Origin of the sequence: Lysobacter yananisis, assembly GCF_031199375.1 — a bacterium.
Taxonomy (GTDB): domain Bacteria; phylum Pseudomonadota; class Gammaproteobacteria; order Xanthomonadales; family Xanthomonadaceae; genus Lysobacter; species Lysobacter yananisis.
In genome coordinates, this window is sequence record NZ_CP133568.1 from 532,614 (window position 1) to 553,837 (window position 21,224).

The 21,224-nt window shown below is 69.1% G+C and carries 18 protein-coding genes, 2 pseudogenes and 1 riboswitch; of the genes and pseudogenes, 7 read left to right on the forward strand and 13 right to left on the reverse strand.

Going from position 1 to position 21,224, the window contains the following annotated elements; genetic code table 11:
- Positions 1 to 129 precede the first annotated feature (129 nt).
- From RDV84_RS02310 to RDV84_RS25770, 3 genes are all read left to right on the forward strand, one after another.
- Positions 130 to 450 carry an OmpA family protein gene (locus RDV84_RS02310; protein WP_241833694.1) on the forward strand — a complete coding sequence of 107 codons (321 nt, stop codon included), beginning with the start codon at positions 130 to 132 and terminating at the stop codon, positions 448 to 450.
- 186 nt (positions 451 to 636) lie between these two features.
- Complete coding sequence (locus RDV84_RS02315; RefSeq protein ID WP_309152323.1) at positions 637 to 1,563, forward strand: alpha/beta hydrolase family protein; 927 nt, start codon at positions 637 to 639, stop codon at positions 1,561 to 1,563.
- Positions 1,564 to 1,624: 61 nt separating this feature from the next.
- Positions 1,625 to 1,699: a DUF6053 domain-containing protein gene (locus RDV84_RS25770; protein ID WP_425606451.1), complete on the forward strand. Its 75-nt coding sequence runs from the start codon at positions 1,625 to 1,627 to the stop codon at positions 1,697 to 1,699.
- Between the two features lie 104 nt (positions 1,700 to 1,803).
- Here RDV84_RS25770 and RDV84_RS02320 read toward each other — a convergent pair whose 3' ends face one another.
- Positions 1,804 to 2,334 carry a hypothetical protein gene (locus RDV84_RS02320; protein ID WP_309152324.1) on the reverse strand — a complete coding sequence of 177 codons (531 nt, stop codon included), beginning with the start codon at positions 2,332 to 2,334 and terminating at the stop codon, positions 1,804 to 1,806.
- A gap of 334 nt (positions 2,335 to 2,668) precedes the next feature.
- A complete protein-coding gene (locus tag RDV84_RS02325) occupies positions 2,669 to 4,204 on the reverse strand; it encodes a M91 family zinc metallopeptidase (RefSeq protein WP_309152325.1) in 1,536 nt (511 codons plus the stop codon).
- A gap of 48 nt (positions 4,205 to 4,252) precedes the next feature.
- Here RDV84_RS02325 and RDV84_RS25775 point away from each other — a divergent pair.
- Positions 4,253 to 4,405, forward strand: a pseudogene (locus tag RDV84_RS25775) (DUF6053 domain-containing protein); the annotation flags it as partial.
- Positions 4,406 to 4,519: 114 nt separating this feature from the next.
- On the opposite strand, the gene RDV84_RS02330 reads toward RDV84_RS25775, so the two are convergent.
- Both RDV84_RS02330 and RDV84_RS02335 read right to left on the reverse strand, forming a co-directional pair.
- Entirely contained in the window at positions 4,520 to 5,047 is a 528-nt protein-coding gene (locus RDV84_RS02330) for a discoidin domain-containing protein (RefSeq protein ID WP_309152326.1), read from the reverse strand.
- Entirely contained in the window at positions 5,044 to 6,036 is a 993-nt protein-coding gene (locus tag RDV84_RS02335; protein ID WP_057946338.1) for a sterol desaturase family protein, read from the reverse strand. The genes RDV84_RS02330 and RDV84_RS02335 overlap by 4 nt, the downstream gene beginning before the upstream one ends.
- 388 nt (positions 6,037 to 6,424) lie before the next feature.
- On the opposite strand from RDV84_RS02335, the gene ppa reads away from it, so the two are divergent.
- Entirely contained in the window at positions 6,425 to 6,973 is a 549-nt protein-coding gene (gene ppa, locus RDV84_RS02340; protein ID WP_057946337.1) for an inorganic diphosphatase, read from the forward strand.
- Here the strand turns inward: ppa and RDV84_RS25780 are convergent.
- The 7 genes and pseudogenes from RDV84_RS25780 to thiC all read right to left on the reverse strand — a co-directional run.
- A pseudogene (locus tag RDV84_RS25780) lies at positions 6,940 to 7,125 on the reverse strand (DUF6053 domain-containing protein); the annotation flags it as partial. The gene ppa and the pseudogene RDV84_RS25780 sit on opposite strands and share 34 nt — an antisense overlap.
- A gap of 125 nt (positions 7,126 to 7,250) precedes the next feature.
- The gene (locus RDV84_RS02345; protein ID WP_057946336.1) at positions 7,251 to 10,187 is read right to left on the reverse strand and encodes a TonB-dependent receptor plug domain-containing protein; all 2,937 of its coding nucleotides are present in this window, start codon (positions 10,185 to 10,187) and stop codon (positions 7,251 to 7,253) included.
- A 106-nt stretch (positions 10,188 to 10,293) separates the two neighbouring features.
- Entirely contained in the window at positions 10,294 to 10,755 is a 462-nt protein-coding gene (locus RDV84_RS02350) for a hypothetical protein (RefSeq protein ID WP_309152327.1), read from the reverse strand.
- A 598-nt stretch (positions 10,756 to 11,353) separates the two neighbouring features.
- Complete coding sequence (locus tag RDV84_RS02355; protein ID WP_057946335.1) at positions 11,354 to 12,277, reverse strand: helix-turn-helix domain-containing protein; 924 nt, start codon at positions 12,275 to 12,277, stop codon at positions 11,354 to 11,356.
- A gap of 144 nt (positions 12,278 to 12,421) precedes the next feature.
- Entirely contained in the window at positions 12,422 to 14,776 is a 2,355-nt protein-coding gene (locus RDV84_RS02360) for a winged helix-turn-helix domain-containing protein (protein WP_309152328.1), read from the reverse strand.
- A 378-nt stretch (positions 14,777 to 15,154) separates the two neighbouring features.
- A complete protein-coding gene (locus RDV84_RS02365) occupies positions 15,155 to 15,835 on the reverse strand; it encodes an ion channel (RefSeq protein WP_057946333.1) in 681 nt (226 codons plus the stop codon).
- Between the two features lie 198 nt (positions 15,836 to 16,033).
- Positions 16,034 to 17,911, reverse strand: a complete 1,878-nt coding sequence (thiC, locus tag RDV84_RS02370; protein ID WP_309152329.1) for a phosphomethylpyrimidine synthase ThiC — start codon at positions 17,909 to 17,911, stop codon at positions 16,034 to 16,036.
- A 109-nt stretch (positions 17,912 to 18,020) separates the two neighbouring features.
- Positions 18,021 to 18,129: riboswitch (TPP riboswitch) on the reverse strand.
- A 111-nt stretch (positions 18,130 to 18,240) separates the two neighbouring features.
- Between thiC and RDV84_RS02375 the strand changes: the two genes are divergently transcribed.
- The gene (locus RDV84_RS02375) at positions 18,241 to 18,870 is read left to right on the forward strand and encodes a hypothetical protein (protein WP_425606321.1); all 630 of its coding nucleotides are present in this window, start codon (positions 18,241 to 18,243) and stop codon (positions 18,868 to 18,870) included.
- Between the two features lie 72 nt (positions 18,871 to 18,942).
- Here RDV84_RS02375 and RDV84_RS02380 read toward each other — a convergent pair whose 3' ends face one another.
- Together RDV84_RS02380 and RDV84_RS02385 are read right to left on the reverse strand one after the other, a co-directional pair.
- A complete protein-coding gene (locus RDV84_RS02380) occupies positions 18,943 to 20,076 on the reverse strand; it encodes a M23 family metallopeptidase (RefSeq protein ID WP_309152330.1) in 1,134 nt (377 codons plus the stop codon).
- Between the two features lie 245 nt (positions 20,077 to 20,321).
- Positions 20,322 to 20,507, reverse strand: coding sequence for a hypothetical protein (locus tag RDV84_RS02385; RefSeq protein WP_309152331.1), 186 nt, complete (start codon positions 20,505 to 20,507; stop codon positions 20,322 to 20,324).
- A gap of 129 nt (positions 20,508 to 20,636) precedes the next feature.
- On the opposite strand from RDV84_RS02385, the gene RDV84_RS02390 reads away from it, so the two are divergent.
- On the forward strand, positions 20,637 to 21,206 hold the full coding sequence (locus RDV84_RS02390) for a YbhB/YbcL family Raf kinase inhibitor-like protein (RefSeq protein WP_309152332.1): 570 nt from the start codon (positions 20,637 to 20,639) through the stop codon (positions 21,204 to 21,206).
- The last annotated feature ends 18 nt before the right edge of the window (positions 21,207 to 21,224 follow it).

The following is a 21,224-nucleotide window of genomic DNA, read 5'->3' on the forward strand; positions in this document are numbered from 1 at the left end:
CCGCCCGCGGCGACGGCGTCGGCGCACGGCGACAGCGCCGCATCCGGCGGCTCCGAAACCGGCTCCGGATCGAGCCGCACGGCCGACGGCAACGAGGGTGGGGGTGCCGCTGCGGGCGCCGACATGGCCATGGCCGCCACCGATCGCGCCAAGCTATACTTCGATCTCGGCTCGGCGCAGTTGCCGGCCACCGCCGCGGGCGACCTCGGCGGCGTGCTCTCCGCGCTGCAGGCCAAGGCCGACAGCAAGGCGCGCATCTCCGGCTTCCACGACGAATCCGGCAGCGCCGCGACCAACGCCGAACTGGCCAAGCAGCGCGCGCAGGCGGTGCAGCATTGGTTGCAGGAACAAGGCATCGCGGCCGAGCGCATCGAACTGGACAAGCCCACGGTGACCGAGGGCGGCGGCGACGCCAGGGAAGCGCGGCGGGTCGAGGTCAGCGTCGAGTAAGCGCACGCTGCGAGCCTCGTAGATCCACGAAAACGGCGGCCCTCGCGGCCGCCGTTTTCGTTGCCGGCTTGCGGCGCCGCGCGTGCGCGACGCCCTGCCCCGGCGCTGTCCGCGCTCGCGCAGACAGGCGCGGCGCCGCGGTTTGCCGCACACTGGCGACCCGCTCATGTGCAAGGACCGCCGCCGATGCGCCCGCTGCCGCTGTTGTCGCTGTTGCTGTTCGCCGCCCTCGCCGCCTGCTCGCGGCCGCCGCTCGCCGACGCCGGCGACGACCTCGCCGCCGCGCGCGCCGCCCACCCCACCCAACTGCGCGAACGCGTGCGCGACGGCAGCCCGGCGCTCGCGCCGCCGCCGCAGGTGCTGCAACTCGTTCAGTACCGCGCCGAAGGCGGCCAGCTGTCGGCCTACCAGACGCCGCGTCCGGACGCCGCCGGCAAGCGCCCGGCGATCGTCTGGATCACCGGCGGCGACAGCAACACCCTCGGCGACGTGTGGAGCGAGCAGCCGCGCGACAACGACCAGACCGCGGCCGCGTTCCGCGACGCCGGCCTGGTGGTCATGTACCCCTCGCTGCGCGGCGGCAACGACAACCCCGGCGTGCGCGAAGGCTTCTACGGCGAAGTGAACGACGTGCTCGCCGCCGCCGATTACCTGGCCAAGCTCGACTACGTCGACCCGCAGCGCATCTATCTCGGCGGCCACAGCACCGGCGGCACCCTGGCGCTGCTGGTCGCGCAGAGCGATGCGCGCTTCCGCGCGGTGTTCGCGTTCGGCCCGGTCGCCGACGTGTCCGGCTATGGCGAGCGCTACGTGCCGGTGGCGCAGGACGACGACAAGGAAATCCGCTTGCGTTCGCCCGGCTACTGGCTGGCCTCGATCCGCAGCCCGGTGTTCGTCTTCGAAGGCGACCACGACGCCAACACCGAAGATCTGGAGGCGATGCGCAAGGCCAGCGCCAACCCGCTCGCGCACTGGTACGTGGTGCCGCGCGCGAACCACTTCAGCGTGCTGGCGCCGACCAACGAACTGATCGCGCGCAAGATCCAGGCCGACACCGGGCCGCGCACCACGATCGCGTTCGACTCGGCCGAACTGCAAGGCCTGGTGCGCTGAAGCGGAACGAAAAGCGTCGGGGCTGAAGCCCCTCCCACAAAAGCCGGGGCACACCGATTCTGTGGGAGGGCCTTCAGGCCCGATGCTTTTCGATCAGGTCGCTGCACCACATCGGAAACAAAGGCATCGGGGCTGAAGCCCCTCCCACAAAAGCCGGGCCACGCCGATCCCGTGGGAGGGCTTCAGGCCCGACGCTTTTCGCTCAGGCCGCGTCGCCGTATCGGACGCAGCCATCGAGCCTCAAGCCGCGAACGCGCCCTTGGCCACGTCGAACCACGGCGTGCACAGCATCTGCTGCGCGTCGGAGGCCGAAAACGACGCGCTCCACACTTCGCCGTCGGCGGTCTTGGCCGGCGCATGGAAAAGCGACGCCTCGAACGGCATCACGCCCAGGCACCAGCGCAGGCGCTTGGGCTCGGCCTTGCTCCACAGTTGGATCTCGAACCGGCCGGCCAGGGTCGCGCCCGGCGCCAGCTTCATCGCCAGCGGCGTCGGCGGCGAGGTCGGCGCGGGCACGGACAGCGGCTGCGCCGCGTGCACGAGCTCCACGTCGCCGTCGCGCTCGACCAGCGCCGGCGATGCGACCGCGCCTAGCGTCTGCCGTCCGATACCGGCCTGGTGGCGGTCGCCGCGGTCGAACACCGCCAGCGGCGCATCGCCGGTGTTGCGCAGGCGATAGCTCACGCGCAACCCGCGCTGCGCCGGGTCGTAGGCGAACTCGGCGTGCAGGGTCGCGCCCTGTCCCTGGATATCGGCGGCGGTGGCGGGCATGGCGGCGTGCGCGGCGGTGGCGGAGAGAAGTCCGAAAAGCGCCAGGGAAGCGGCGCGAAGGTGGCGCGGGAGCGGCGGCGGTTGCGTACTCATCGGTTCGATTCGCTTCCTGTAGCGGCTATCGCGCTGGCGCGGGAGGCATCGTAGCGGCTGAGCGGAAAACATCGGGGCTGAAGCCCCTCCCACGATGCGAGTATCGCGCTGGCACGGGAAGCATCGTAGCGGCTGAGCGGAAGGCATCGGAGCTGAAGCCCCTCCCACGATGCGAGCGCCGGCCGCGATCGATACGAAGGCCGCCGGCGATGGATGCGGGCGGCCTTCGTCCCCGAACCGGTCACAGGCTGTAGTTCGGCCGGTCCGGCAGGCCCAGTTCGGCGCGCATCCCGTTCTCGGTGAGGTGGTCGGGGTTGGCCGTGGTCTTGGGCGTGGCCGGGTCGCCGTCGAAGTCGTAGGCCGGCGCGCTGGTCTCCAAGCCCACCGCCTGGCGCTCGGCGTTGGGCACGCGGCCGCTGTCCGGACCGCTGCCGACGTAGGTGCCGGGCTGGAAGGTGCCGGTGACGCCGTTATAGGCGTGCGACATCTCGTGGTAGAGCACGCCCACCGGCGCCGGGAACGCGTCCATGTGGAACGAGGGGTTGTAGCTGATCTGCACGTCGCCGCCCTTGCCCGGACGGCCGTTGACGATGTCGGCGTCGTTGCTGAAGGTCTGGGCGTAGCCGTTCTCTTCGTTGGCCAGTTCCTTGATGGTGACCGTGTTGCCGCGCGCGGCGGCCTTGTCGAACTCGGCGAGCATGCGCTGGCCGTTGGGCGAGGCGCGCAGGAATTCGATTTCGGCGCCGACGCGCTGCTTGAACGCGTCGGAGCCTTCGATGGTCACGCCCTTGGCCGCGCCGATCTCGACGTTGACTACGGTGTTGCGCGCGCCGCTGGCGGCGTTGATCAGATCGACCGCGCGCTGGGCGTAGACGGTGTCGTTGCCGGACCGGTTGTCGACGCTGTCGCGGCCGTCGCCGGTATAGACCGCGTCGTCGCCTTCGCCGCCGCGCAGCGCATCGTCGCCGAGGCCGCCGGAAAGCATGTCGTGGCCGCCGCCGCCGTCGAGTTCGTCGTTGCCGCTGCCGCCTTCGAGGAAGTCGGTGCCGGCACCGCCGAGCAGGCGGTCGGCGCCGTCGCCGCCGTAGACCACGTCGTCGCCGTCGCCGGCGTCGATGACGTCGTCGCCGCTGTTGCCGAACACGTCGTCGCGGCCGGCGCCGGTGCCGATGCGGTCGTTGCCCAGGCCGCCGTCGACGCGGTCGTTGCCGGCGCCGGTCGTCACCGTATCGTCTCCGGCGCCGGCATCGACCACGATATTGACCTTGACGTTCGGCGCGACGGTGATGGTGTCGTCGCCGTCGCCGCTGCGGATCGTCAGCTCCTGGTTCTCGGTCAGGCGCACCGCGTAGTTTTCGCCGTTGACGCCGACGTCGAGGGTGCCGTCGTCGCGCTGGGTGACGTTGACCTGGTCGTTCTTGGCGCCGGTGGTCAGCACGATCTGGTCGGCGCTGACGTACTGGCGCCCGCCGCCGGCGTCGGCCAGGGTACGCTCGCGCGCGATCGAGACCTCGGTGCCGTCGTGCAGCGGGTCGACCTGCACCGGCTTGCCGTCGGGCGTGCTGGATTGGGTGCGCTGCTGCGGATTGGTCGCGCTGCCGTCGATCTCGACCGTGCCGTCGGCGGCCAGGCGCGCGGTCGGTTCGATCGCCGCGGTCTGCAGCAGCGTCAGCGGCTCGGGCGTCACCTGCCGGTTCGGGTCGGAGGCGGCCGGGTTGTCCCAGTAGGCATCGGCCTGCGGCGGCGCGGGGCGGGTGGCGTCGAGCTGTACGGACATGGCGGACCTGCGCGGTAGGAGTACGAGGCTTCCTAGATACGCACAGGTATGGCTGCGTCCAAGCTAGCGCCGACCCCAGCTAGGGTCGGCCCCAGGCCGGGCGGCATCGCGGTGGGAGGGGCTTCAGCCCCGATGCTTTCGGCTCAGGTCGCCTGGGGGCTTCATCGCGGCGGAGAGAAAAGCATCGGGCCTGAAGGCCCTCCCACAAGAGCCCATGTGGGAGGGGCTTCAGCCCCGACGCTTTCGGCTCAGGTCGCCTGGGGCTTCATCGCCGCGGAAAGAAAAGCATCGGGCCTGAAGGTCTTCCCACAACGCTCAGCGCACTTCCAGCTCGTAGATCCGCGTCGCCGGATCGGCCGGGTCCTGCGCCGGTTCGCTCACCTCCAGCCGCACGTAGCGCGCCCAGGTCGGGGCGATCGCGTGGCGGCGCACGGATCGGCGGTTGTCGCGCACCCGCACCGCCGGTTGCCAGCGCTCGCCGTCCTCGGACAGCGACAACGTATAGGCTCGGGTGTTCATCGCCGCCGGTTCGCCGCCGGCGCCGGCATACTTGAGCACGAACTCGCGCACCCGCCGGCGCTGTTGCAGGTCGACCTGCAGCCATGCCGGCCGCTGCAGCGTGCAGTACTTGTGCTCGGTCTTGCTGCTGAGCCGGCCGTCGAAGGCTTTGCCCGCTTCTTCGCCGGGCTTGCAGATCGGCGAAGCGGTGGCCGGACGATTCAGCGCGTAGTTCTCGCCGCGGCTACCATCGTCGCCGGCCGCGCCCGGCCGCGGCCAAGCGACCGCCAGCGCTGCGCACGCCACCACGATCGCGCGGGCGATCGCCAGGTTCGCGTCGTTCATGCCGCCTCCTGCCGCTGCAGCCATTCGCGCTTGCTCTGCAGCGCGGTCTTGTAGCGCCCGTCGTGGCTCCAGCCCGGCGGCATCAGCAGGTAGCGCAGCTTGTTGCCCAGCCCCGGCGCGGCGGCGACGTCGCGCGCCAGCGCGTGGAACTCGCCGAGATACGCATCGAGGAAACTGCCGGGCTTCATCGGCCGGGTGATGCCGTACTCGATGCGGATGTCCTCGCGCTGCGCCTGATAGGTGCCGAAGACGCGGTCCCAGACATTGAGCAGATTGCAGAAGTTGGTGTCCATGTACAGCGGATTGCGCGCGTGGTGCACGCGGTGATGGGCGGGCGTGAGGATCCAGCGGTGCAGCCGCCCGAGCCGCCCGTCCTTGAGCACGTGCTCGCCCAGATGGATGAACTGTCCCCACAACCCGTCGATGAACATGATCAGCAGCAACAGCGGCGGGCTGACCCCGGCGAGGATGCAGATCGTGGTGCGCACGATGTCGGCGTACGGCGCTTCCAGGAACAGATGGGCGTAGTTGACCGACAGGTTCATCGCGGTCGGCGCGTGGTGGGTCGAGTGCAGGCACCACAGCAGCCGCACCTTATGCGCGAGGTAGTGGTAGACGAAATGGGCGAACTCCCAGACCACGTAGCCGTACAGCAGTCCCCACCCGCTCAGCTCGACCTGGAACAGCGCCAGCGGCTGGAACAACGCGATGCACGCCGCGATCATGCCGAAGCTCAGCACCGCGCCGATCAGCCGGTTGGCGACCAGGGTGATGAACGGGATCTTGTAGTCCTCGAGCCGGAACTTCCGCCGCGCCAGCGTGCGCAACAACTCGTACAGCAGCAGGACCGGGATCACCGGGTACAGCAGCGCCTTGGCCCCGTCGGCGCTGAGCAGGGCGCGGTAGCCGTCGGCGGCCAGCAGCTCCAGCAAGGCCCCCAGGCCGAAGAAGTCCACCAGTTCGTGCAGCGCCTGCGATCCCCAGTCCATCGCGTTCCCCCGGCTCCGAGTGGGCGTTTAGATCGATCTATATCGGTATAGCCAGGGCCCGGGCCGGTCTCAAGCGCGGGCTGGAAAATGCACGCGCAAGGCATTGGACGGGCACTTGGCGGGTTTTGGACGCGGCGCGCGGCGCCGCCGGCCCGGGCCGGCGCCGGGCGCCGCTGGCGCATCGATCGACGCCGAAGCCGGCCGCTTCGCCGCCGTTCGACGATTACGCCGGCGCTGCCCGACCTCGGGCCCGCCCCAGGGGCCGGGCGCCGCGCGTGCTGCATCGCAGCAGCCGGACGCGTAAAATAGGCCCCCTTTCCGGCCCGTTCCCCTGCGGGCCCCATTCCATCCGGCCCGCGCGACGCGGGCCCCAGCAGTCGGAGCACACATGGGTCTGGACCACGTCCCCACCGGCAAGAACCCGCCGCACGAGATCAACGTCATCATCGAAATCCCGAAGGATGCCGAGCCGGTCAAGTACGAGGTCGACAAGGCCTCCGGCGCGATCTTCGTCGACCGCATCCTCTCGACCCCGATGCGCTACCCCTGCAACTACGGCTACGTCCCGCACACCGTCTGCGGCGACGGCGACCCGGCCGACGTGCTGGTGGTGCTGCCGCTGCCGCTGATCCCCGGCTCGGTGATCCGCTGCCGCCCGGTCGGCGTGCTGCGCATGAGCGACGAAGCCGGCAGCGACGAGAAGCTGCTGGCGGTGCCGGTCGACAAGGTCTTCGCCGGCTACTCGCACATCCACGACATCGACCAGGTCAGCCCGCACTGGCTCGAGCGCATCGGCCACTTCTTCGAGCACTACAAGGACCTGGAGAAGGGCAAGTGGGTCAAGCTCGACGGCTGGGGCAACGCCGAAGAGGCCAAGAAGATCCTGGTCGAGGCGATCGAGCGCTACGCGGCCGAGGACGACAAGCCGAAGTTCTGAGCGCGCGACGCCATGCACGCGTAAAAAGGCCGCCTTCGGGCGGCCTTTTTCGTTGCCGCGCGCTCGCGTCGTTCGCATCGCCCGCGCCGGGCTTTTGTGGGAGGGGCTTGAGCCCCGACGCTTTCCCATCCGGTCGCCGCGACCGGATGGGAAAGCGTCGGGGCTCAAGCCCCTCCCACAAAAGCTTGGCGCGAGTTCGTCGCGCGATCCGCCAACGCAAAAAACTACGGCCCCTTTCGGGGCCGTAGTCGTGTCGCAAGTACCGCTCAGGCTTCGATCAGAAGCGCTGGGTGTACTTCATGTACACGAAGCGGCCGATGTCGAAGCTGCCGTTGTAGACGAAGCTGCTGTTCGGCTGGCTGTACATGGTCTGGCCGATGTGGTCGAACACGTTGTTCGCGCCCAGCGCCACGGTGGCGTTCCACGGAGTGTTGTAGCGGACCTGCACGTCGTGGAAGGTGTTGGCGCCCACTTCGCGGACCGGCACGATGCCGCGGTACGAGGACTGGTAGTTCGGCTTGTTGCACTCCGGACCGCCGTCGAGATCGTACGCGCACTCTTCCTTCAGGCCGCCGTAGTAACGGATGCCCCAGCTCGCGCCGAAGTCGCCGCGGCTCCAGTCGGCGTTGAAGTTCGAACGCACGCGGAAGTTGCTCGCGCCGTCGGCCACCCAGCTGGTGCGCTGCTCGACCGGGGTGTTGGCTTCGCCGTCGCGCTTGTACTCGGAGTAGTCGACGTAGGTCGTCTTCCAGGTGAAGGCGAAGTTGCCGTACGCGGTGTCGGCCAGGCGGTAGGAGATGCCCAGGTCGTAGCCCGCGGTCTCCTGGTAGCCGGCGTTGATCAGCGTGCGGGTCACGTCGACGACCTGGCCCTGGTTCAGCGGATCGGTGTCGCGGACGAAGCGGTCGCAGGCCGAGTCGATGCCGAGCACGTAGCAGTTGTTCAGGATCGAGGTGACGGTCTCGGACGCGATCACGTTCTCGATCTTGATCTTCCACCAATCCAGGCTGATGTCGAAGCCGCTGAACCAGCTCGGGCTGTAGACGAAGCCGATGTTGGTCGACTTGGAGGTCTCGGGCTTCAACAGCGGGTTGGAACCGGACAGGAACGCGCTGTCGGACTGGGCATTCGGGCCGGTGGCCGGATTGCCGCCCGCGGCGGCCTGGCGGAAGTTCGCCGGGACCACGCCCGCGCAACGCTGCGCGACCTGGCCGTTGCGCACGGCCGCGCCGAACAGGGTGTCGCACGGATCGGTGTAGTTGTCGAAGCTCTCGCCGACGCCGCCGTACAGATCGTTCACGGTCGGGGCGCGGAAGCCCGTCGCGTAGGTGCCGCGGACCAGCAGGTCGTCGATCGGCTTCCACTTCAGGCTGAACTTGCCGTTGGTGGTGTCGCCGAAGGTGTCGTAGTCGGAGTAGCGGCCGGCGATGTTGAACGACAGCTCCTTCGCGAAGGCCACATCCGACAGCACCGGCACGGCCAGTTCGACGTAGAACTCATCGAGCGAGTAGCCGCCGTGGGTGGAGCTGCCGGCCAGATCCGAGCTCAGGCCCGACTGCAGCAGGGCGTCCGGCTCGTAGTTGGCGGTTTCCTTGCGGTGCTCGTAACCCGCGGCCAGGCCGAGGTCGCCCGCCGGCAGCGTGGCGAGCACGCCGCTGAGGTTGAGGCTGTAGACCTGGGTCTTGTTGGTGTAGCTGTCGTGGGTCGGCAGGAACAGGTACTTCTGCAGTTCCGGATTGCTCAGCGCGCCCGGACCGTTGGAGTCCGGACCCAGCAGCGGGTTCCACGCCAGGCAGCCGGCGATCGGCGCATCCGGAGTGCCGCAGCGGGCGACGCCGCCGGCGTCGACGAACGACGGGCCCAGGGCCTTCTCGACGTTCGGCAGGAACAGGTTGCCGGTGCCGGTCTTGCTGCCCTTGTTCTGGTTGTAGAGGTAGCTCGCGTCCCAGTCCCAGGTCTTGCCGGCCAGTTCGAAGGAACCTTCCAGGCCGCCGCTGAAGCGATAGGTGCTCAGCTCGGACTTGGTCTGGCGCGGCATTTCCCAGGTGCGGCGGATGACGTTGGCGTCGTAGCCCAGCGGGTTGAACGCGCTGCTGCCCTTCAGGCTCAGGTCGCCGTCGTAACGGCCGAAGCCGACCGAGCGGAACGGATAGCCGGCGATCTGCTGGGTGGCTTCGCGATCCGTATAAAGGATGTCGGCCTTGGCGCGCAGGTTGTCGGTGATGTCGAACTCGGCGTTGGCGAACACCGAACGACGCTCCAGGCCGGTCGAGAGATACATCTGCTCGTTCGGATTGGACAGGTCGTTGATGTCGGTCTCGTGGAAGTTGCCCAGCGAGCCGGTGCTCGTGCTGCCGCGGTTGGCGGTGTACGAGATGTCGTCCTTCGGATTCAGCGGGGTCTGGCGGTTGTCGATCAACGCGCCCCACTGGGTGATGCCGTTCCAGCCGTTGTCGTCGCCGGCGACCGGCGAGGGATGGCCGCGGCCGTTCGGGTAACGGGTGAAGGAACGATCCTTGGCCATGACCGGATCTTCCTTGCTGTACTCGGCGCCCAAGGTCACCGAACCGCGCTCACCGGTCTGGCCGATGACGAAGTTGTAGGTTTCCTTGTTGCCGTCGCCCTGGCCGTACTGGCCGAGGTAGGCGCTGCCTTCCAGGCCGTCGAAGCGCTTGCGGGTGATGATGTTGACCACGCCGGCGATCGCGTCGGAGCCGTACAGCGCCGAGGCGCCGTCGGTCAGCACTTCGATGCGCTCGATGATCGAGGTCGGGATCGAAGCCAGGTCGGAATAGCCGCTGGAGCTGATGCCCATGCGCTTGCCGTCGATCAGCACCAGGGTGCGTTCCGGACCGAGGTTGCGCAGGTCGACGTACTGGCCGCCCACGTTCTCGCCCGAGGCGAGCGCGTCGGCGCGCGAGATCGCCGGCGAACCGGTGGCGGTGATGTTCTGGACGATGTCGGCGACGGAAGTGAAACCCTGCTTCTGGATTTCGGCGCGCGACATGGTGACGACCGGCTGCGACGTCTCCAGGTTGGCCTGGCGGATGCGCGAACCGGTCACCTCGATGCGATCGAGAGTGGTGGGGGTCTTGGAGGCATCGGCTTCCTGAGCGCCGGCGATCGCCGGGACCAGTGCCGACACAAGCGCCGCGGCGATGGCGGACGGCAGAACGCCGTACCGCGCCGTGGGGCGCAGACTACGATGGTTCATCTATCTCTCTCCAGTAATCTCGTTATGGGCGTGTTAAAACGCCTTGCAAAAGTACGTTCGAAGTCTCCGCACTGCTTTGCGGGTGCCAACGGGAGACTTTGCGAAGTCAGGCGTGGAAGCCACTGTCATCGCATTCGAGAAAACGCGACGCACGCATGAAACGTGATGAATTCCCGGTGTTTTTGACCGTTCGCGGCGCATCGCCGCGATCGACGCGCGCGTAGCGGCGCGGCTTGCCGCGCATTGGCGAATCGCTTGCCGAATCCGTCGCGAAGCTTTGCATCGCGTCTTTGCGCTGCGTGTCCGCTCGCGGAGAAGCCGCTGATTGTTGGTCGCCGCGCGCATACGCATGCGCTGCGATCCGTATCGACTTCGATGCGCGCACGACGCGAGCGCATCGCGCCGACACGATCGCGACGCAGTGGATTCGAGCGATTTTCGCGGCATTTGCGCGGTTGGCGCGCATCGCGCTCGACGCGCGCGGATGCGAGTTCGCGCGTTCGAGCTGAACGAATCGTTCAGTCGGCGAGAAGTAGGGAATGGATCGCGATGCGCGTGGCGATCGCATTCTTGCGATGCGGACATCAGCGTCGATGCAACGCGACGCAACGAACGCAACGCAACGCAACGCAACGCAACGCAACGAATGCTCAGCGCATCCGCGCTGCGATGCTGAACGATTCGTTCATGCTCGCACTGCTCTTGCACACGCACACACGGACACATGCAAGCACGAACGCACCGCGAGCCCGCATTCGCGCACAAACGACGCGCGATGCAAACCGCTGCGCCAACGCAGCGTGTCGATCGATAAGTAAGGAGAGAGAGGGAACGACCCGCAAGGCGCGAAGGCGCGAGCGCGCCGGCCCGATGCCGCCGCCGAGGTCCGGCTGCGCGCGGTGCGCGCAGTCGAAACCTCGGGGCGTTGCTGCGGTGTCGCTGAAGTCCGGCCTACGGGGGGAGGCGGCTGGCGGTATCGGCTTGGCGGCGGCGCCGGATTCGCATCGGGCGGGCCGTGACACGGCGGATACAGCGGGCTCGGAGGACTGCGTTTGCTGCGTTTGTTGCCAACTGTCGCTTCGGATCGTGTTGCCCGGCCAGGTTTCGGCCGTTTCGGAACGCGCTTCGGTGTTTCGTAACGCTTTCGTCGCCTGCGCCGGCCGACGTCAGCTCGCCATCGCCAGCTTGCGCAACGGCACCGCCGAGACCACCGCCGCACGCGCGGCTTCGGCCTTGGCGGCCGCGGCAGCGCTGCGGTAACGCGTGGCCGAGGTGCCGAAACGGGCGCGGAAGGCGCGGGCGAAGCTGCAGCAGTTGTCGAAACCGCTGGCGGCGGCGACCTCGCCGATCATCATCGAGGTGTTCTTCAACAAGTCCGCGGCATGTTCCAGGCGCATGCGCGCGGAGGCGGCCTGGGGGCTCTCCTCGTACAGGCTGTGGAAGGTCTTGGAGAAGTACCAGCTCGAGAAGCTGGTCAGCTCGGCCAGTTCGCTGATGCGCACGACCCGGTCGCAGTTGCCTTCCAGGTACAGGCGGGCGCGCTGGAGGCGGCCGAAGACCTGGCGCTTGCGGCTGCGCGAACGGCCCGGGCAACGCTGGATGCGCGCGGTCAGCTCGCGCTGGACGCCGGCCAGGTGCAGCAGGATCGGACGCAGGGCGTTGAGATCGAAGCCGGTGTCGGCTTCGCCGTTGCGGGCATGGGCCTGGCGCCACAGGCGCAGGGCGATGCGCGCGTCGTGCCGGTTCATGCGGCCGCGGCCGGCGTACAGGGTGCTGTCGGCCAGGCGGGCCATCGCCTTGATCGCGTCCGGGGTCAGGTTCAGGCCGATGCAGACGCCGTAACGGTCGGCCTGCAGCACCGGCTTGGAGTCGCGCTCGAACGCGATCCAGTCGCCGCGCTTGAGGCGGAACTTGCCCTCTTTGGCTTCGACCCACGAGCTGCCGCGCAGCTGGACCCATATCGAGAAGTGAGTCCCGGACAACTGGGCGCTGCCCAGTCGCGAGACACCGACGCAACTTGCCTGAGCGGAGTGATCCTGCGCGTCCAGCTGCAGCAGCTGTCCGCGATCCGCCCACAATGCTTGCTCCATTGGTCCACCTCATTTGCGGGGAATGAGGTTTTTATTTGCGCGAGCAACGAACCCCGGCGCAGGAAATTTGACGGAGAGTTAGGCGAATTCGGAACGATGTCACATCCGACGAACTTCCGAAAGGTCTTTTCCCAACCAGATCAATCAGTTGAGCCAGCCGGGGACGAAGGTCTTCGGTTCCTCGGGCAGGTCCATGTAACCGATATCCGCGCCATCCCACTTGGCCAGGGCCAGATAGACGGTGTCGCCGCGCGGGCTCAGGCTGAATCCATTGATCGCCGAGCGCCGGCTTTGGTCCAGGCACAGCACCGAGGGCGGCAGTTCCGGGGTGGCCATCCGCCGCATCAGCGACAGGCAGGTCGGCTGCTGGTCCATGTAGCGCAGCTCGCCGGTGGCGACCGCGACGTCCCACAGCCGGTAGCGGTCGGCGACCGGTTCGCTGTCGTCGATCTGGCGGATGCTGGCCGCGGCCAGGCCCAGGTCGGCCTGCCACAGCCCGGACTGGGTCTGGCGGGCGAACAGCAGGCGGTTGTGGGCCGGGTCGGCCTTGGCTTCGACCACGTCGTCGATCGCCGCCAGCAGCTTCCACGGCGAGCGGCTGCGGTCGAACAGGTGCAGGCGCAGGCGGCCGTCGCCGGCGCCGGCCAGCACCAGCATCCGGTTCGGATCGGGCAGCTGCATGGCCTGGATCGGCTCGTCCACCGGCGCCGGCAGGCGGGTGACCCGGCCGCTCGCGGGGATCACCTCGAAGATCACGTTGCGCCCGTCCGCGTCCGGCCCGACCACGCTGACCCGGCCGCTGTCGGCCGACCACGAGGCGCCGTAGCGGGTGCCCGGGGTCACCCCCGGCAGCATGCGCAGCGAATCGGGCTGGTCCAGGTCGGCCCACCACAGATGGTTGCTGCCGGAGCGGTCGGAGAAGAACACGATCTGGCGCCCGTCCGGGGCCACCGCCGGCAGCATGTCGCGCGCCGAGGACGGGAACAGCGGGTCGACCACGTGCACCGCGCCCTTGGAGGTGTCGCCCAGCACCACCCGGAACAGGCCGAAGTACGGCTTGCGCTGGACGAACGCCGCGGCCGGGCGCGAGGCCGCCACCGCCGGGAACTGCGCCGACTCGATGCCCAGGTCGCGGGCCTGGCCGGTTTCCAGGTCCAGCCGGTACAGGCGGGTGTCGCCGTCGATCATGCGTCCGAACAGGATGCTGCGGCTGTCCGGCAGCCAGTCCCAGCCGCGCACGTCGGCGCTGAGCTGGCTCAGGCGCTCGGCCGTGCCGCCCTCGGCCGGCAGGCGCCAGAAGTCGCCCTGGGGGTTGTTGCGCAGGAACACGATCCAGCGCCCGTCGGGCGAGAACCGCGGCGACAGGTCGAGGTTGCCGGCGCCGGTGCGGTACGGCACTGCGCGCCATTCGCCGCTGGCCAGGTCGAGCACGCGCATCCCGACGATGCCCTGGGCGGTCTGCATGCTGCCGAAGATCAGGCCGCGGCCGTCCGGGGTCCATTCGAAGGTCGGCGGGTTGCGCGGGTCGCAATCGCCGATCTCGCGCTCGGCGCCGCCGTTGGCCGCGATCAGCAGGACCTTGCACGCGCGCGCCGGGTCGACCCGCAGGAACGCGATCGAGCGTCCGTCCGGCGACCACGCCGGGGCGCTGTCCTCGGCCAGGCCGCTGGGCCGGGTCAGCTGGCGCGGCGGGGTCTGGTCGGTGGTCTGGACCAGGATCGCGGTACCGCGCTGGCCGTCGGGAATGGCGACATAGGCGACCAGGGCCGCGTCCGGCGACAGGGTCGGCTGGACTTCGAAGCCCGGCATCGAGGTGATCAGCCGGTACGGGCGCGCGGCATTGGCGACCCGGGCCGGGTCGAGCGCGGCCGGCGCCGCGCCGGGCGCGTGCGCCTGTCGGGCCAGCGACCACCACACCAGCAGCACGACCAGGACCAGCACCACCGCCACCGTGGCGACCAGCGAGCGCCAGGTGCCGCGCGGACGCGGCTGGTTCGGCAGCGGGACCGGTTCGATCCGCTCGGCGCGCGCGATGGCGGGCGTGGCCACCGCGGCCGCGGCGCCGTCGGCACCCGCCGTCGCGACGCTCGCGCCTTCGCCCGCCGGCTCGGCCTCGCCGGCCGCGGCCGCCTGCTCCGGCACCAGCCAGCGCACCTTGGCCAGCAGCCGGTAACCGTTCTTGGCGATGGTCTCGATGTAGCGCGGGTTGCCGCGGTCCTCATCGAAGGCCTTGCGCAGCTGGGTCACCGCCTGGGTGACCACGTCGTCGGTCGGCAGGGTGTCGGGCCAGACCTCGGCCAGCAGCGCGTCGCGGCTGACCACCCGGTCGGCGTGATCGACCAGCACCAGCAGCACGCCCATCGCCTTGGGCGTGATCCGGCGCGGCCGACGCGCCCCCGGCGCGCGGATCTCGCGCAAGGGGATGTCGACCACGCAATCGCCTACCCGCAGGTGCTCGGCGGGCAAGGACGGCGTGGATGGCTCGTGGGTTCGCGGCATGAATCCTGCTGATGGTGCGCACTTGCCCGCGGTGGGTCATGTGCCTGAACGCCTAGGCACAAGACAGACCAACCGACATATCCGGCATGGCGCGGTGGCGCGATCGGAAAGGCGCGCCGACACTGCTTGTTCTAGCCGCCTATTCTAGCCCCCGCCAAGCCGCGCCGCCCCGGTCCGCAACGTCGCAGGGGCGGCTTTGGGGCCGGAAACGCCGAAACGTATCGTTCCAAAACGCGCGCGCCGGCACGTGTTCATGTGTAACGCACCGCAGCTACACCGATTACGTCATCACGCTGCGAATCGCGTGCCTTTGTGACAGCGTTTCGCCCCCGTTCAGGCGTTCAGCTCCGCGGCGCCCGTCAGGCGCACGATCCGCACCTACGGCCGCGGCTGCCGCAGCATGGTCAGCCCGATCAGCCGCGACACCACCGCCGCGATGTAGCCGACCCCGGCGAACTGCTCGAACATGGTCAGCACGCGCGCCGCCGGCGACATCGGCAGGATGTCGCCGAGGCCGACCGCGGAAAGGTTGGTGAAGCTCAGGAACAGCAGTTCCAGCCAGGTGCGCGGCTCGCCCGGCCGCTGCGCGCCGACGAAGCTGTCCGGATACCACGCCTGGCAGACCAGGAAGGCGTAGGCGAAGCCCCAGGCCAAAAGAGTGAACGTGGCCCCGGCCGCGAACAGCTCGTCGGCGGTGACCTTGTGGTCGCTCATCATGTAAGCGATCAACGCGCCCGCCGCATAGAAATACAGCGCCGCCTCCAGCGCCGAGGACAGCACCAGCAACCCGGGGCTGGCGAACAGCACCGAAAGCACCGACAGCGCGAACGCGGGGATCGCGATGATCCATGCGATCCACTTGATCGCCGGACTGCGGTTGACCACCCACACCGCCAGCGCCAACACCAGCACCCCGAACGCGCCGAACACCACCCGCCCGCCGCCGGCGGGTTCGAACAGCGGATACACCGCCAGGCTCAGCAACTGCGCCGCCAGCAGGAACGCCGAGGGGTGGCGGCGGGCGAGAGCGCGCCATTTGAGGGAGGCGTAGCTGGGCATGGGGCTAGGGCGAGGAGTGAGCGGAGAGGAGTGAGGAACGAGAAGAAGCAGGCGACAGCATGCCCTGCTTTTGCTCGTTCCTCACGCCCCATCCGCTGCTCCCACGACCCGGCGCGCTCGGCGAAGACGAGCGATGAGCCGCAAGCAGCGAGGAGCCCCGCTTTCGCTCACTCCTCCCCGCTCACTCCTGCCGCGCCGTCAGGCGCGGTGGTAGACCTCCGCGCCCTGCGCGCGGAACTCCGCCGACTTCTCGGCCATGCCCTCGTTCACCGCCGCGCTCTCGTCCAGGCCGTGCTCCTTGGCGTAGTCGCGCACGTCCTGGGTGATCTTCATCGAGCAGAAGTGCGGGCCGCACATCGAGCAGAAGTGGGCGACCTTGTGCGCCTGCTTGGGCAGGGTCTCGTCGTGGTACTCGCGCGCGCGCTCCGGGTCGAGGCCGAGGTTGAACTGGTCCTCCCAGCGGAACTCGAAACGCGCCTTGCTCATCGCGTTGTCGCGCGCCTGCGCGCCCGGGTGGCCCTTGGCCAGGTCGGCCGCGTGCGCGGCGATCTTGTACGCCATCAACCCTTCGCGCACGTCGTGCTTGTTGGGCAGGCCCAGGTGCTCCTTCGGCGTCACGTAGCACAGCATCGCGGTGCCGTACCAACCGATCATCGCCGCGCCGATCGCCGAGGTGATGTGGTCGTAGCCCGGCGCGATGTCGGTGGTCAGCGGGCCGAGGGTGTAGAACGGCGCTTCGCCGCACACCTGCAGCTGCTTGTCCATGTTTTCCTTGATGAGCTGCATCGGCACGTGGCCGGGGCCCTCGATCATGGTCTGCACGTCGTGCTTCCAGGCGATCTGGGTCAGCTCGCCGAGCGTTTCCAGCTCGCCGAACTGGGCCGCGTCGTTGGCGTCGGCGATCGAGCCCGGACGCAGGCCGTCGCCGAGCGAGAAGGCCACGTCGTAGGCCTTCATGATTTCGCAGATGTCTTCGAAATGGGTGTAGAGGAAGTTTTCCTTGTGGTGCGCCAGGCACCACTTGGCCAGGATCGAGCCGCCGCGCGAGACGATGCCGGTGACTCGGCGTGCGGTCAGCGGCACGTAGCGCAGCAAGACGCCGGCGTGGATGGTGAAGTAGTCCACGCCCTGCTCGGCCTGCTCGATCAGGGTGTCGCGGAAGATTTCCCAGTTGAGCTCCTCGGCGCGGCCGTCGACCTTTTCCAGCGCCTGATAGATCGGCACCGTGCCGATCGGCACCGGCGAATTGCGGATGATCCACTCGCGGGTTTCGTGGATGTGCTTGCCGGTGGACAGGTCCATGACCGTGTCGGCGCCCCAGCGCATCGACCACACCAGCTTCTCCACTTCCTCGGCGATGCCCGACGACACCGCCGAATTGCCGATGTTCGCGTTGACCTTGGTCAGGAAGTTGCGGCCGATGATCATCGGCTCGCTTTCGGGATGGTTGATGTTGTTGGGGATGATCGCGCGGCCGCGCGCGACTTCCTCGCGCACGAACTCGGGGGTGATGATCTTCTGGATGTCGGCGCCGAAACTCTGGCCCGGGTGCTGGCGCAGCAGGTGCGCCTCGCGGATCGACTCCAGCCGCTGGTTCTCGCGGATGGCGATGTATTCCATCTCCGGCGTGACGATGCCGCGGCGTGCGTAGTGCATCTGGGTGACGTTGGCGCCGGCGATCGCGCGGCGCGGCAGCGGACGGTTGCCGAAGCGCACGTGGGCGAGCTTGGGGTCGTGCTCGCGCTGGCGGCCGAATTCCGAGGACAGGCCCTTGAGCAGTTCGGTGTCGCCGCGCTCGGCGATCCAGTTCGCGCGCAGCGGCGCCAGGCCCGCGGCCAGGTCGATGTTCGCGTCCGGGTCGGTGTAGGCGCCGGAGGTGTCGTACACCGCCAGCGGCGCGTTGTCCTCGCCGCCGAAGATGGTCGGCGTGCGATCCAGCGCGATCTCGCGCATCGGCACGTTCAGGTCCGGGCGCGAGCCTTGCACATGGATCTTGCGCGAGCCGGGGATCGGGCGGGTGACGTCGGCCGACAACTTCTCGGCTTGCTGGATCAGCTCGGAGGGAACCGCGTTCATGGAAATTCGTCCGCTTTGGAGGGGCTTGTGAGGAAAAGCCGGCCGCACACCTGACGGTGCGGCGCTGCGAGCCGGAAGGCTCGCGCAAAGCGGGCGCGCGGACGCTGGATTCGCGTCCTGCGAAGCTTCCCTACGGCGGTCTCAACCGCATCAGGTTCGAAGGGACTGTCTCAACCGCGCGACCGTGCCGGCCCGCCGCGGTACCCCCGCTTCAAGTGCGCATTAGACCCGGAAACCGGCGCCGGCGCCAATCCCGCCCGCGGCGACCTCCGTCGCAAGCCGGCGCGGCCCGCCTTGCCGGCGTCACGCGCGCTCGCTAGCGTGCTCGCATGAACCCACTGCGCCCGCTCGCCCTGCTGCCCCTCGCCGCCGCCTTGTTGCTTGGCGGCTGTCTCCTCGGCCACACCGTGCGGCCCGCGCCGCAAGCCGAACTCGCGGCCGAACGCGCCCGCGCCGGCGAGTTGCTCGAACGCCTGCGCCCGCTGTGCGGCCAGGCCTTCGCCGGCCGCATCGTCGCCGACACCCCGCGCAGCGCCGACGATCCCTTCATCGGCAAGACCCTGGTCATGCACGTGCGCGGCTGCGAGGACGACGCGATCCGGGTGCCGTTCCAGGTCGGCGAGGACCGCTCGCGCACCTGGGTGTTCCAGCACCTGGCCATTGGCCTGAGCCTCAAGCACGACCATCGCCACCGCGACGGCAGCGAGGACGAGCTGACCATGTACGGCGGCGAGCTCAAGCCCGGCGGCGCGCCGGGCCGCTACGAATTCCCCGCCGACTCGCACAGCCGCGCGCTGTTCCGCCGGCTCGGCCGCGAAGTCTCGGTGCCGAACGTGTGGGCGGTGGAAATCGACGCGCAGCGCTTCGTCTACGAACTCGCACGTCCCGGCCGCTTGTTCCGGGTCGAGTTCGACCTGACCCGGCCGGTGCCCGCGCCCCCGCCGCCCTGGGGCGGCTGAGGCGCGGACCCGCCGCAGCGGCGACGACACGAGCCGCCGCCGCCGCGAACACGCGGACCTGCCGCGCGGGCCTCAGTTCGGACCCGGGTTGGTGTAGTAGCCGTAGCAGTAGTTCTGCCCGCCCTTGGTCAGATAGAAACGGCTGCAGTTGGTGTCGTAGCTGCTGCCGGTGGCGGTGATCCGATAGCCGGACAGATACGTGCCGTTGAGGTGGTAGAAGCTGCCGTTCTGCTTCAGCGACCAATGCTCGTGCGGACCGGTCGAGCTGCCGCCGTTGCACAGCGCCTGCGCCTGGGTGTTGGCCGGATTGGCGATGGCGGTGTTCATCGACACGTTGGCGCCGGTGTTGTACTGGATGTTCATCAGGTGGTAGTAGGTCGTCGACCAGCCGCCGGTGTGCACGATTTCGGCGAAGCACGAGGAGTGGCGCTTGAACGAGCCCGCCGCCGACGCCGACACCCAGTTGCCGTTCTGGTTGCTGCCCCAACCGCCGCCGCGCGACATGTCGAGCGACGACATCGGGTAATTGCCCGAGCCGGTGTTGGTGTGCGCGCCGCCGACATGCCAGCTGGCGCCGCGCGGGAACGGGAACTGCAACAGGCCGTTGGGCGACAACGGCTGCACGTCCGGGCCGGCCTTGGCGAAGCGGTCCGACGGCGCCTTGGCCTGGCGCGCCTCGTTGAACAGGCGGCCGTAGACCAGCTGGAATTCGCCGTCGCCGCGCAACGCCGCGGCCGGCTCGTTGTCGCCGGAGCGCTCGAACAGCGCCTGCAGCGGATTGGCGCGGGCCAGCGTCACCGGGCCCTTGGCGCCGTCGGGATCGCGCTCGTACAGCGACTCGCGCAGCGCCAGCGCCACTTCGCGCGTCTGCGCGCCGAAGCCGTCGGCGCGGGCGAGCTTGCCGAACGGACGCGCCGGCGCGCGCTTGGCGCTGACCGCGCCGCTCTGCTGCTCCATCAGCGCGATCAGCACCTTCGGGCTGATGCCGCTGTAGCCGGCCCAGTGCGAGATCTCCTCCGAATGCTTGCGCAGGTGCGGCGCGCGCTTGGCCAAGTAGGCGTCGATGTCGAAGTCGAACATCTCGTCGTAGGAATACACCAGGTCCTCGCCCTGCAGGCCCTGGCCCTGCGCATTGGCGGTACCGCCGATCGCCGCCAGCGCGCAGCACAGCGCCAGCCCCAGTCCCGCCTTGGAAATCGTCTTCATGTTCTTCTCCCGAGAAAGACGTCGAAGCGTGCAATGGACGGCGCGGCGGCCGCGCGGGCCGAACCGGGCGATGGCCGATGCGCGCGCCAGTGCGCACGACCGTTCGTCGCCAGCGGAACGCCCGCGACGGCAGTCCGTAAAATCGCGGGCGGCCGGACTGTGACCGCAGCGGTCGGCGCTGTCGTGCGACGCAGTTCAAATCGGCGCCGCACATGCGCCGGCGCACGGCCATTCCTCAATGCGCTTCACACCCGATGCGCGAGCGCGTCGCCAAAGCGGCCGTGGCGCGGCGCCGCGAGCATGAACGCAATCGGGCGCGGCGCACACAATGCGCACGCGCGCTGCAGACAATGCTGCGATGCCGCGTGGGCGAGCGCGGCGCTGGCGGCGCGCGCCGCGTCGGCGACGCGCGCCGCGCGCATCTGCGACACTGGCGCCTTGCACGCCAAGGAGAGCCGCGCATGCCCGTTTTCGCTTCGTCCGCTTTCGCTTCGTCCGCTGTTGCTTCGTCCGCCTCTGATTCGTCCGCGCCTGATTCGTCCGCTTCCGGTTCCCCGGTCGTGCGTCGTTCCTCTGCGTCCCTTGCCCGCATCGTCCGCCGCGCCGCGCCGTTGCTGCTCGCGGCCGCCCTGCCGCTGAGCGCGCTCGCCCAGGCGCAGGGCCTGGAGCTGCACAGCGCCGACCTGCGCGAAGGCGAGACCATCGCCGCCGCGCACGTGTCGATCGCCTGCGGCGGCGGCAATCAAGCGCCGGCGCTGGAGTGGAAGAACGTTCCCGAAGGCACCCGCAGCTTCGCCATCACCGTGTTCGATCCCGATGCGCCGACCCGCGGCGGCTGGTGGCACTGGGCGGTGGTCAACCTCCCTGTCGCGACGACTTCGCTCGAACGCGGCGCCGCCCCGCCCAAGCCCGCGTTGCAACTGCGCAACGATTTCGCCAAGACCGGCTACAGCGGCCCCTGCCCGCCGCCGGGCAAGCCGCACCGCTACGAATTCACCGTGTGGGCGCTCAAGAGCGACGCGCTGCGGCTCGACGCCAAGGCGCCGGCGGCGATCGCCGGCGCGATGGCCCGCGCCGACGCGCTCGGCCACGCCACGATCACGGTGCAGTACGGCCAGGCCAAAAAGTGAATCGAGCGAATGGAGCGA

What these genes read in the sequence shown, in the direction of transcription:
- RDV84_RS02310 (WP_241833694.1), top strand. Translation starts at nt 130, where the DNA reads ATGGCCGCCACCGATCGCGCCAAGCTATACTTCGATCTCGGCTCGGCG.
- RDV84_RS02315 (WP_309152323.1), top strand. Translation starts at nt 637, where the DNA reads ATGCGCCCGCTGCCGCTGTTGTCGCTGTTGCTGTTCGCCGCCCTCGCC.
- RDV84_RS02320 (WP_309152324.1), bottom strand. Translation starts at nt 2,334, where the DNA reads ATGCCCGCCACCGCCGCCGATATCCAGGGACAGGGCGCGACCCTGCAC.
- RDV84_RS02325 (WP_309152325.1), bottom strand. Translation starts at nt 4,204, where the DNA reads ATGTCCGTACAGCTCGACGCCACCCGCCCCGCGCCGCCGCAGGCCGAT.
- RDV84_RS02330 (WP_309152326.1), bottom strand. Translation starts at nt 5,047, where the DNA reads ATGAACGACGCGAACCTGGCGATCGCCCGCGCGATCGTGGTGGCGTGC.
- RDV84_RS02335 (WP_057946338.1), bottom strand. Translation starts at nt 6,036, where the DNA reads ATGGACTGGGGATCGCAGGCGCTGCACGAACTGGTGGACTTCTTCGGC.
- ppa (WP_057946337.1), top strand. Translation starts at nt 6,425, where the DNA reads ATGGGTCTGGACCACGTCCCCACCGGCAAGAACCCGCCGCACGAGATC.
- RDV84_RS02345 (WP_057946336.1), bottom strand. Translation starts at nt 10,187, where the DNA reads ATGAACCATCGTAGTCTGCGCCCCACGGCGCGGTACGGCGTTCTGCCG.
- RDV84_RS02350 (WP_309152327.1), bottom strand. Translation starts at nt 10,755, where the DNA reads ATGCGATCGCCACGCGCATCGCGATCCATTCCCTACTTCTCGCCGACT.
- RDV84_RS02355 (WP_057946335.1), bottom strand. Translation starts at nt 12,277, where the DNA reads ATGGAGCAAGCATTGTGGGCGGATCGCGGACAGCTGCTGCAGCTGGAC.
- RDV84_RS02360 (WP_309152328.1), bottom strand. Translation starts at nt 14,776, where the DNA reads ATGCCGCGAACCCACGAGCCATCCACGCCGTCCTTGCCCGCCGAGCAC.
- RDV84_RS02365 (WP_057946333.1), bottom strand. Translation starts at nt 15,835, where the DNA reads ATGCCCAGCTACGCCTCCCTCAAATGGCGCGCTCTCGCCCGCCGCCAC.
- thiC (WP_309152329.1), bottom strand. Translation starts at nt 17,911, where the DNA reads ATGAACGCGGTTCCCTCCGAGCTGATCCAGCAAGCCGAGAAGTTGTCG.
- RDV84_RS02375 (WP_425606321.1), top strand. Translation starts at nt 18,241, where the DNA reads ATGAACCCACTGCGCCCGCTCGCCCTGCTGCCCCTCGCCGCCGCCTTG.
- RDV84_RS02380 (WP_309152330.1), bottom strand. Translation starts at nt 20,076, where the DNA reads ATGAAGACGATTTCCAAGGCGGGACTGGGGCTGGCGCTGTGCTGCGCG.